We start from the raw sequence: 272 nt of genomic DNA, 5'->3' as shown, positions 1-272 counted from the left end.
GGCGACCTCGACCAGCCCGGCCTGCCCGGCGGGCAGCACCGATCCGGCCTGCACCACTACGGTGACCACGCCGGTGACGGCGCTGAGCCAGACCCTGGCCAAGGCGATGACGGGTAATGCAGACGAAGACGGTTCGGGCACGGTGTCGCTGGGCGACACGCTGACCTACACGGTCACCGTGACCAACACCAGCGCGAGCGGCAACCTGACCAACGTGGTGGTGAACGACAGCAAGATCACCCCGAGCACGATCACCTGTGCATCGGTGGCGC

The 272-nt window shown here is 67.6% G+C and carries 1 protein-coding gene; it reads left to right on the top strand.

Annotation, left to right across the window (positions count from 1 at the left end):
• Positions 1–106: 106 nt before the first annotated feature.
• A partial coding sequence (locus tag AC6CH2_RS22550) for a hypothetical protein (protein WP_498271170.1) occupies positions 107–272 on the top strand: 166 nt, incomplete at its 3' end.

This window comes from Lysobacter sp. GQ73, from assembly GCF_059758755.1.
This window is presented reverse-complemented; position numbering and strand designations above follow the sequence as displayed.